Source organism: Sphingobium sp., assembly GCF_035511395.1.
GTDB lineage: Bacteria > Pseudomonadota > Alphaproteobacteria > Sphingomonadales > Sphingomonadaceae > Sphingobium.
The window spans coordinates 1-9,671 of record NZ_DATKFP010000032.1 but is presented as its reverse complement, the minus strand read 5'-3'; the positions used below and the strand labels follow the sequence as shown (position 1 = coordinate 9,671).

Genomic DNA, 9,671 nt, shown 5'->3' with positions numbered 1-9,671 from the left:
CTGCGTCTGCGCGGCCGCGATCTCCGGACCGCCCCCCGGCAGATTGCCCGACAGCGTTTCGTGGCCGACCGCGACCAGCTTGCCATCGCGCCCGGCCGCCAGACGAACGCGCTGGATCGTCGCGGGGCGATGCGACGTATTGTTCGGCATGAGCGGACGCGGCAGCGCCACCTTCACGGCGCGACCAACCGCGCGAGCGCCAAGCGCGGCGAGGATCGCGTCCGAGCAGACGCTGCCCTTTCCTCCGAACCCGCCGCCAATATAGGTCGCGACGACGCGGATCTTGTCCTGCGGGATAGAAAGTTTGTTGCCAAGGTCACGGCGCGCCCAACCGATGATCTGCTGCGCGGACCAGATCGTCAGCTGGTCGCCGTCCCAGCGCGCGATCGTGGCGTGCGGCTCCAGCATCATGTGGCTGTGGTCGGGGGTGGTGTATGACGCATCGACCTTCACGGGGGCTGATGAGAACGCCTTGTCAAAGTCGCCGATGCGGATGTCCGGCTGACGCCGATGTGGCTTGGCTCCCGCGCGCGCAGACGCAAGGTCGAACGCGCCCTGTCCGCGCGCATAATCGACGCGAATCAGCGATGCGGCATGGCGCGCCTGCTCGAACGTCTCGGCAACGACCAGTGCGATAGCCTGATGGTAATGCTCGATCTCCGGCCCCGCGAGCGGCTTGGCTACGTAGAAACCCTGCGTCTTGATCGGCCCGGCATTATCGGCTGTCACGATCGCAAGGACGCCCGGCGCCGCCTCGGCCTCGCGCACGTTCATCGACGATATGCGCCCCTTGGCTATGGCGGAGCCGACGACATAGCCATAGGCAGCGTTCGGCACGGCCTCATGATTTTCGTAGGAATAGACCGCGCGTCCGGTGGTCTTCAGCGGCCCCTCGATGCGCGGGTGCGGCTTGCCGACGACCTTTTCCTGATCGATCGGATTGGTGCCTGCTGGTGTGTCGAACTTCATGCTGATTTGCCCTCCGCGATGGTGGCTGCAAGCGCCCGCGTCGCGAGCGGTATCTTGAACGCATTGTCGTCCGTGGGGCGCGCATTCGCGAACGCCTTGGTCGTCACGGCTGCGGCCCCCTGCGCCATCACGGCATCCGCCGCTTCGACGCGCCAGGGCTTGTGCGCGACTCCGCCGAACGCAACGCGCCCGTTGCCATCTTTCTGGATGACGGCCGCAACCGACACGAGCGCGAAGGCGTAGGATGCCCGGTCGCGTAGCTTCTCATAATGGTGCGTGCCGCCAAGCGGCCGGGGCAGCGTGACCGCCGTAATCAGCTCGCCAGCTTCCAGATTGTTGTCGAGGTGAGGTGTGTCACCGGGCAAGCGATGGAAGTCGGCGATCGGGATAGCGCGGCTCGTGCCGTTCGCCTTGACCGTCTCCACGATCGCATCCAGCACGCGCATCGCAACGGCCATATCGCCGGGGTAGGTGGCAATGCATTGGTCGCTCGAACCGATCACCGCGAGTTGACGCGAATAGCCACCGATCGCAGCGCAGCCCGACCCCGGCTTGCGCTTGTTGCAAGGCATGTAGGGGTCATAGAAATAGGGACACCGCGTCCGCTGAAGCAGGTTGCCCGCCGTGGTCGCCTTGTTGCGAAGTTGCCCGGACGCGCCGGCCACGATCGCACGGGTCAGCACGCCGTAATCGCGACGGACGCGCGTGTCGGCAGCAAGCTTGGTGTTCGTGACCAGCGCCCCGATCCGCAAGCCGCCTTCCGACGTCGGCTCGATCCGGTCGAGCTTCAGGTCCTGGACATCGACCAGATGCCGGGGCGTCTCGATTTCCAGCTTCATGAGGTCGAGCAGGTTTGTGCCCCCGGCGAGGAACTTCGCGCCGGGCTGGCCTGCGACTGCGGCAGCCGCTTCAGCCGGCGTCTTCGCGCGCTCATAGGTGAAGGGCTTCATGCTTTTGCTCCCGCTACTTCCGCCATCGCCTCGGCTATGTTGGAATAGGCGCCGCATCGGCAGATATTGCCGCTCATCCGCTCGCGCATTTCGATGTTGGTCGGCTGCGGAGGTCGCGAAGGATCGGCCTGGACGTGGCTCGGCACTCCACGCTTGATCTCGTCCAGCACTGCGACCGCAGAGCAAATCTGACCCGGCGTGCAGTAGCCGCACTGATAGCCATCATGACGCACGAATGCGGCCTGCATGGGGTGTAGATTGTCGGGCGTGCCCAGCCCTTCGATCGTCGTCACCTCGTCGCCCTGATGCTGCACAGCCAGGCTAAGGCAGGAATTGATCCGCTCGCCGTTGACGATGACGGTACAGGCTCCACATTGCCCGTGGTCGCAGCCCTTCTTCGTCCCGGTGAGCTTCAGATGCTCGCGCAGCGCATCGAGCAGTGTCGTGCGCGGGTCGAGGGTGAGGTCACGACGCTTGCCGTTTACGGTCAGCGATACCGGCATGGTTGCGGGCGCGGGCGCGGTCGCTTTTGCGGGCTGCGCTTCGACATGCGGGGCCGCAGCCAGCGCAGCCGTTGCAGCGCTGCCGGCAAGAACGCCTCGCCTCGACATCTCGATCTCCGACATCATCGCCGTCTCTCCCGTTACAGTGTGTTGTATAACTCGTCCGCGACCTGTTCGAGCCATGTCACGGACGTACCGTCGAGCGCCTCGGACACCGCGACATGGGTCAACGCGCTATCGCGTGCCGCACCATGCCAGTGCTTGACGCCTGGCGAGATGAATATGGTGTCGCCCGTTGCGATCGGCTTCGCAGCCTCGCCGTCGACCTGAACCCATCCCCGTCCATCGGTTACGATGAGCAGTTGCCCCAGCGGATGCGTGTGCCAGTTGGTATGCGCACCCGGTTGGAACGTCACCGTCGCGCCGCCAAGGCGGGCGTCGCCGGTGCCCTTGAAGGGCGACAGGACGGTGACGCTGCCGGTGAAATAGTCGGCGGGGCCAAGCTTCGGCTCCTGGTTAGGATGGATGACCTGAAGGTCGGACATGGCGGCAACCTCCTTCCTGGCGAACACCTTACCCGCGACGCCGATGGCGGCGTTCGCTTTCGGCCACCCTGCGTAAAATGCGAGATGGGTCAGCGCCTCGACGATCTGCGCCTGGGTCAGCCCGTTTTCGAGGCCACGCTGAACGTGGAAGGCAAGCTGATCGCCGTCGCCACCTGCGGAAAGCGCGGCGATGGTGACGAGGCTGCGGTCACGGGGCGATAAGTCGGTGCGCCGCCACAGGTCGGCGAAAACGACATCGTTGGTAAGCTGCGCGTGCTTGGGTGCGATTGGGGCGAGCGCCTTTTCGACTGTCGCGGCGCGCGAGGAATCAGAGCTGGGAAGCGGTGCGGTGGCCGGCGGGATCGCCGCGAGCGACTTCAGGTCGACATGTCGTTCAGCGAACACCTTCTCGACCTCATTCAAGGTCGAGACGGCGTTCGGCCATCCGGTGTAGAAGGCGAGGTGCGTCACCATGCCCGCCACCTCGGACGGCTTGATGCCGTTATCGAGACCGCGGCCAAGATGGCCAGCCATCTGCGCGGTCTTGCCGGTCGCGATCAGCACCGACAAGGTGACGATGCTGCGATCACGCGGCGCCAGTTCGGGACGCACCCACACGTCGCCGAACAGCACCCGATCGGTATAGCCCGCCAGCGCCGGCGCGATCGCCTGCATGTTCTTGGGCGCGACCGACGGACGATCCTGTGCCTCGACCGGCACGGCCATCGCCAGCGCGGCAACGGCGGCGGAGGTAACCTTCATCGTTTCTTCTCCCATCTTACCCTCTCATCAACGCTGCCCCTCACCGCGGCGTTAGTTGACGCTCGCTGCTGGCGGCACCCGCCTTCACTGGTCGGAGGAGATGCGAGAAAGTGAGCTGGGCTAGGCGCAAGTCGCCATTCTTCCTGGTATAAACTTCCGTGACCATGAAGGCGTTGGTGACGGTACGGGAACCAACGACCGCCTCCAAATCCATGTCTTCCAGCACGATCGCGGTGTCACCGAATACGCGCACGTCTACTGCGTGGATCGTTGCCTTCTTGTACCAGATACCGCCGCCCTTGATGGTGGCGAGTTCCTGGTTCTTGCCCCACGTTCCTCCCATGTGAGTGAACATGGCGCGGTCGTCGAAGAGGGTTGCGAGAGAGTCGATCTTCTTGTCCGCCATCCAGTCCCACTTGGTCTTCGACAGGTCGATGACCTGCTGCTCTGTCGGGGTATGGGTGGTGGCAGTCCTGATCGTCTCGGTTGGGGCCGGCGGCGCTTGCTGCGCGAGCAAGGCCTGCATGGGCAGCAATGACAAGGCGACGGCGCCTAGCAGGCAAAGTCGGTTTATTCCCCGAGCCGATCGAATATTCACCAAAGCTGCTCCCGCACGAAGTTGAAAACATGCAGGCTGACGCCGGAACATCGGCCCGCGAGTGACGATCAGAGCTTCCGTTCGCCCAGCCACTTCACCATCGCCGGATCGCGGTGGTCGAAGAAGGCGCTGGCGTTCTGATCGAGCTTGGCGATCGCTTCGAGGTCGCCAGCGTCGAGATCGAAATCGAAGATATCGAAGTTCTGCGCCATTCGCTCCTTGCGCACCGATTTGGGGATCGCGACGATGCCCCGGTCAGTCAGCCAGCGAAGGACGACCTGAGCGATGCTCTTGCCGTGCTTGTCGGCGATCGGCTGCAACACCTCGTTCGTGAAAAGGCCATTCTTGCCCTCCGCGAACGGTCCCCACGCCTCGGGCTGGACGCCGTATTGCTCAAGGATTTTCACCGCATCGGTCTGCTGGTGGAAAGGGTGGATCTCGATCTGGTTGACCGCAGGATGCACTTCATTGTGCAGCACGAAATCGACAAGGCGATCGGGGTAGAAGTTGCTGACCCCGATAGCGCGGATGCGCCCGGCCTTGTGCAGCTCTTCCATCGCGCGCCATGCGCCGTACACGTCACCATAGGGCTGATGGATTAGCCATAAGTCGAGATAGTCCAACCCGAGCTTGTTGATCGACCGCTCGAAGGCCGCCTTGGCTCCCTCGTAGCTGGCATCCTGCACCCAGAGCTTGGTGGTGACGAACAACTCGCCTCGATCGATGCCGTGGTTCTTGATGGCGGCGCCAACCGATTCCTCGTTGCCGTAGGAGGCAGCTGTATCGAGCAGCCGATAGCCGACATCGATCGCGTCGCGGACGCTGCGCTCGCATTCTGCCGGATCAGGCACCTGAAATACGCCGAATCCGAGGATCGGCATCTCGACGCCGTTGTTCAGAGTGACGCTGGGAACGCTGCTGGTCATGACGATGGTTCCTTGTTCTGTTCAGCGGTTCACGAACTGCTGGTGCGAAGCCGCATAGCGCTCGCCATGCACTTCGATCCCCGACAGGGCGTCGGCGATGCGCGCCAGATCCTGATCGGTCAGTACCAAGTAGGCGCCGCCCAGATTCTCCTCGAGCCGGTGAAGCTTGGTCGTACCGGGGATCGGCACGATCCACGGGTGCTGCGCGAGCAGCCATGCAAGCGCGACCTGCGCGGGCGTGGCCTCTTTCTCACTTGCGATCGTCGTGACCAGATCGACAAGCGCTTGGTTCGCCGCCATCACATCCGCCTGAAAACGTGGCACGGTGCTGCGGAAGTCATCAGCGGCAAATTTGGTGCCCGCCTCCAGCTTGCCGGTCAGGAAGCCCTTGCCGAGCGGCGAGAACGGGACGAACCCGATCCCCAGTTCCTCCAGAAGCGGCAGGATCGTCGCTTCCGGCTCACGCCAGAACATCGAATACTCACTCTGAAGTGAGGCCACGGGCTGTACCGCGTGGGCGCGACGGATCGCGTCTGGGCCGGCTTCCGACAGACCAAAATGCTTGACCTTGCCCTCGGCGATCAGGTCGCGAACCGTTCCTGCCACGTCCTCGATCGGCACGTTCGGATCGACACGGTGCTGATAGAATAGATCGATGCGATCGGTGCGCAGCCTGGACAGGGCCTCGTCCGCCACCTGCCGGATACGCTCGGGACGGCTGTTCAATCCGTCACTCGGGCGACCGTTCTCGAACCCGAACTTGGTGGCAATCACCACCTGATCCCGAACTGGCGCCAGCGCTTCGCCAACGACCTCTTCATTGTCTCCCGGCCCATAGGCTTCGGCCGTGTCGAAGAAGGTAACGCCCCGCTCGTGCGCCGCGCGGAGCAGCGAAACGGCCTCCGTGCGATCAGTTGCGGGACCGTAGCCAAAGCTTAGTCCCATGCACCCAAGCCCGAGAGCCGATACCTCAAGGCCGCTTTGGCCCAATACGCGCTTCTGCATCATCGAAATCCCGCTTCGGCCCGGTGTCGAAACGCCCGCGCCATGTTGATGATTATGTACCCTGAAACGGTTTTGATAATTAGACAGGGTAAATCGCTTGGGTCTATGACATTATGTCATGAAACCCCATCTGCTAGGCTTGATATGAAACGTGAAGAATTGGGCAATCTCGCGATGTTCCTCGCCGTCGCGGAAGAACGCAGCTTCACAAAGGCGGCAGCAAAGCTCGGCATTTCGCAATCAGCGCTGAGCCATACTGTGCGCCGCCTGGAAGCCAAATTGGGGCTGCGGTTGCTTACCCGCACGACACGTAGCGTTGCGCCCACGGAGGCAGGTGAACGCCTGATCGAGACGTTGCGACCTGCCTTCGATACGATCGATGACAAGCTGGCGACGCTGACGGAGCTTCGCCAGCGTCCTGGAGGAACCGTTCGGATCACTTCCAGCGCGCATGCGGCGCGGGCTGTGCTGTGGCCGGTCGTCGATCGCCTGACGGCTGAAAATCCCGACCTCAACATCGAAGTCAGTATCGAAGGTGGTTTCGTCGATATCGTTGCCGATCGATATGATGCCGGCGTTCGCCTTGGCGAGGCGTTGGAACAGGACATGATCGCGGTGCCGATCGGACCGAAACTCCGAATGGCTGCATTCGCTTCCCCAACTTACCTGGCTCGGCATGGAACGCCTCTGACGCCTTATGATCTGGCGAGCCACAATTGCATCAGCCTACGAATGTCGACATCGGGTGGATTATATGCCTGGGAATTTGAGCGCGGCGGTAAAGAATTGAGGGTCAAGGCCGAGGGGCAGTTGGTGTTCAACGATGCGCACCTCATCGTAACGGCAGCGCTTGCCGGACACGGGATCGCGTTCATGGTCGAGGACCATGTTCTCAGTCACTTTTCTGACGGGTCTCTTGTTCGCGTGCTGGACGAATGGTGCGAGCCATTCGATGGATATTATCTCTATTACACCAGTCGCAGGCAGCCTTCTCCCGCGTTCAAGATGGTGCTCGAAGCTCTCCGCTTCCGGGGTGCATGACGTCCTCATCACTGGGTTATACGGCGGGTTTCGAAACAAGCTGCCAATTAATGGTCAGTTGGGGAACGGCAGAAATGTCCCAGATCCCGCCGGCCCCGACCCTTGTCGGACGCCCAGGCGAAGATTTGCCGCTCTCAAATGCGGACCGACAGCTTCCTCATTTTGGATGCCTTGGACTGGCCGGTGGCCGACTGCCGGCTTTCGGCGAGCTTGCTGGCGAAGCGGACGGGTCTGGGGCGCCAGAGCATGCAACAATCAGCAATTTTGCTGCATGATCATTCTTTTATATTCAGTTGCTTAGATGAGACGTCCTACTGTGTTTTGGATCTCTAAAATGGGTCAAAAGCCAAAATGGTCCAAATGGACCAACCGGAACATAGCAAAAACGTTACGGTTTGCTTATGAAGGAGAGGTACAACCCTCCAAGGTGTAATTGATGGAAGCCGATATACTTCGTGCCGCGAATTTTCCGCCTCGATTTGCGCTGGACGGGAAGGTCCTCAAAAATCCGATAAGGCAGCTGCTGCAGCACGAGGTAGCGCACCTCGGCAGCTTGGAAACGGTGCGGATTGGGCGCCATGAAGCTCATGTTTTTCGTACCAGCAGTGGCGATGCGATATTACTGGCCGAGAGGCGATATCGTGCCGATCAATTTTCTGGTGCGATTTTTAAATGTCAGAATCTCGACGATTTCATCTCGGGACGCACGGATGAAGTGCGTGGGGAATGGCAAACTCCGGCGCCTCGGCAACCGCACTTGCTCAATTTAACAGACAATGATGCACTCACGTCAGCCGTGCGCGAAGGCTGGGGCAGCGCATTCAATTTCCGCGAAGAGCGTCGCCAGGGCAACGAAGTAACCGAGACTGGCCTTCGGCCGCCGCAAATCGGAGCCCTCTTCGGTGTACTGTCTCATTGGAAAGCGAGCAACTTGCCGGCCACGGTGGTGATGCCCACCGGCACGGGTAAGACCGAAACTATGCTTGCACTGCTGGCCAGGGAGCGTTTGGGACGGCTGCTTGTGATTGTACCGACCGGCGCTCTTCGGGATCAGATTGGCGACAAATTTCTGAAAATGGGCCTCTTAAAAGACCTGGGGGTACTTGACCCAGCGGCACCTTACCCGGCCGTTGGCTATCTCCAACATAAGCCAAAGAGCCCCGCTGAGGTTGACGATATATTCTCCAGATGCAACGTCATCGTCACAACGATGGCAATCGCGGGACAGTGTTCCGATGCGGTCCAAAGGCGGATGGCTGAAGTTTGCAGCCACCTCTTCATCGATGAAGCTCATCACATCTCTGCTCGCACGTGGGAGGCCTTCCGGGGGCAGTTTTCGCAAAAGCCTATCGTGCAGTTTACCGCCACCCCTTTCAGGAATGACAATAAGCATGTCGATGGCCGAGTAGTATTCAACTACCCACTCAGGAAGGCTCAGGCCGAGGGTTACTTTAAGGAAATTCGGTTTTTGCCTGTCGACGAACTGGACCTAGTGGAAGCCGATCAAGCTATCGCTGAAACGGCTTTAGCCCAGTTGAGTGACGATCTTGCCCGGGGTTACAGCCACATCGTTATGGCTCGCTGCGATAATATTCCACGCGCGAAGAAAATCCATGCCCTCTACGAAAAGTTGGCGCCTGAACACTCCCCTATAGTCCTTCACAATGAAGTTTCGGCCGGCGAAACAAAAGAACTGCTTGCGAGATTGCGGAATGGCGACTCGAAAATAGTTGTTTGCGTGGACATGTTGGGCGAGGGTTTTGACTTGCCCGAGCTGAAAATTGCTGCGGTTCACGATCCGCACAAAAGCTTGGCTATTACCCTCCAATTCACGGGCCGGTTCACCCGGTCTCGCTCGGACCTCGGCGACGCGACCATGATCGCGAATATTGCCGACCCCGGGGTCAGCGAAGCACTGCAAGATTTGTACGCAGAAGATGCTGACTGGAATTCGCTATTGCGCGATCTCAGCGAGGGGGCGAACACGCGGCAAACGCGTCGGTCCGAATTCCTTGATGCGTTTCAAGATGTACCTGAGACGGTTGCGTTGAGGAACATCTTCCCGAAAATGAGCGCGGTCGTTTATCGAGCAAAAGCCTCTCGCTGGCGGCCCGAGCGGGCACTCTCTGCCATGGGTAACACGGAAATTTACGCCGGCCCGACCGTGAACGAGCGCTACAAAGTCCTGCTCTTCATCACTCGCGAACACGAGTCCGTCGTTTGGGGCGACGTAAGGGACATCCGCAATACAGAGTGGCACTTGTACTTGTTGCGCTGGGTGAAGTGCTGGGCAGCCTCGACAGCGAGAATGTGCAGGGCGAGGTGCAGAAGAAGCTGGACGTGATCGCCAACGAACTGCTGCTCGACGCCAA

Annotated in this window: 8 protein-coding genes and 1 pseudogene; 2 read left to right on the top strand and 7 right to left on the bottom strand. The window is 60.8% G+C overall.

Annotated elements, in window-relative coordinates:
* The 7 genes from VMR39_RS01585 to VMR39_RS01555 all read right to left on the bottom strand — a co-directional run.
* Positions 1-969 (bottom strand): xanthine dehydrogenase family protein molybdopterin-binding subunit (locus VMR39_RS01585; protein WP_325413676.1); only part of this gene is annotated, 969 nt, incomplete at its 3' end.
* On the bottom strand, positions 966-1,919 hold the full coding sequence (locus VMR39_RS01580) for a xanthine dehydrogenase family protein subunit M (protein WP_325413675.1): 954 nt from the start codon (positions 1,917-1,919) through the stop codon (positions 966-968). The genes VMR39_RS01585 and VMR39_RS01580, both read right to left, overlap by 4 nt.
* Positions 1,916-2,548 (bottom strand): aldehyde dehydrogenase iron-sulfur subunit PaoA, encoded by a 633-nt coding sequence (paoA, locus tag VMR39_RS01575; protein ID WP_414712436.1) that lies wholly within the window; start codon positions 2,546-2,548, stop codon positions 1,916-1,918. The genes VMR39_RS01580 and paoA overlap by 4 nt, the downstream gene beginning before the upstream one ends.
* Positions 2,549-2,562: 14 nt before the next feature.
* A complete protein-coding gene (locus VMR39_RS01570; protein ID WP_325413673.1) occupies positions 2,563-3,729 on the bottom strand; it encodes a (R)-mandelonitrile lyase in 1,167 nt (388 codons plus the stop codon).
* A gap of 40 nt (positions 3,730-3,769) precedes the next feature.
* Positions 3,770-4,270, bottom strand: coding sequence for a nuclear transport factor 2 family protein (locus VMR39_RS01565; protein ID WP_325413671.1), 501 nt, complete (start codon positions 4,268-4,270; stop codon positions 3,770-3,772).
* A 125-nt stretch (positions 4,271-4,395) separates the two neighbouring features.
* Positions 4,396-5,253 carry an aldo/keto reductase gene (locus VMR39_RS01560; protein WP_325413669.1) on the bottom strand — a complete coding sequence of 286 codons (858 nt, stop codon included), beginning with the start codon at positions 5,251-5,253 and terminating at the stop codon, positions 4,396-4,398.
* A 21-nt stretch (positions 5,254-5,274) separates the two neighbouring features.
* On the bottom strand, positions 5,275-6,258 hold the full coding sequence (locus VMR39_RS01555; protein WP_325413667.1) for an aldo/keto reductase: 984 nt from the start codon (positions 6,256-6,258) through the stop codon (positions 5,275-5,277).
* 144 nt (positions 6,259-6,402) lie between these two features.
* Here VMR39_RS01555 and VMR39_RS01550 point away from each other — a divergent pair, with 144 nt between their 5' ends.
* Together VMR39_RS01550 and VMR39_RS01545 are read left to right on the top strand one after the other, a co-directional pair.
* The gene (locus VMR39_RS01550) at positions 6,403-7,299 is read left to right on the top strand and encodes a LysR family transcriptional regulator (protein ID WP_325413664.1); all 897 of its coding nucleotides are present in this window, start codon (positions 6,403-6,405) and stop codon (positions 7,297-7,299) included.
* A gap of 436 nt (positions 7,300-7,735) precedes the next feature.
* Positions 7,736-9,139: pseudogene (locus VMR39_RS01545) on the top strand (DEAD/DEAH box helicase); the annotation flags it as partial.
* Between the last annotated feature and the right edge of the window lie 532 nt (positions 9,140-9,671).

Excerpts from the sequence above, each read along its gene's own strand:
- VMR39_RS01560 (WP_325413669.1), bottom strand. The coding sequence starts at position 5,253 with ATGACCAGCAGCGTTCCCAGCGTCACTCTGAACAACGGCGTCGAGATG.
- paoA (WP_414712436.1), bottom strand. The coding sequence starts at position 2,548 with ATGATGTCGGAGATCGAGATGTCGAGGCGAGGCGTTCTTGCCGGCAGC.
- VMR39_RS01570 (WP_325413673.1), bottom strand. The coding sequence starts at position 3,729 with ATGAAGGTTACCTCCGCCGCCGTTGCCGCGCTGGCGATGGCCGTGCCG.
- VMR39_RS01555 (WP_325413667.1), bottom strand. The coding sequence starts at position 6,258 with ATGCAGAAGCGCGTATTGGGCCAAAGCGGCCTTGAGGTATCGGCTCTC.
- VMR39_RS01580 (WP_325413675.1), bottom strand. The coding sequence starts at position 1,919 with ATGAAGCCCTTCACCTATGAGCGCGCGAAGACGCCGGCTGAAGCGGCT.
- VMR39_RS01550 (WP_325413664.1), top strand. The coding sequence starts at position 6,403 with ATGAAACGTGAAGAATTGGGCAATCTCGCGATGTTCCTCGCCGTCGCG.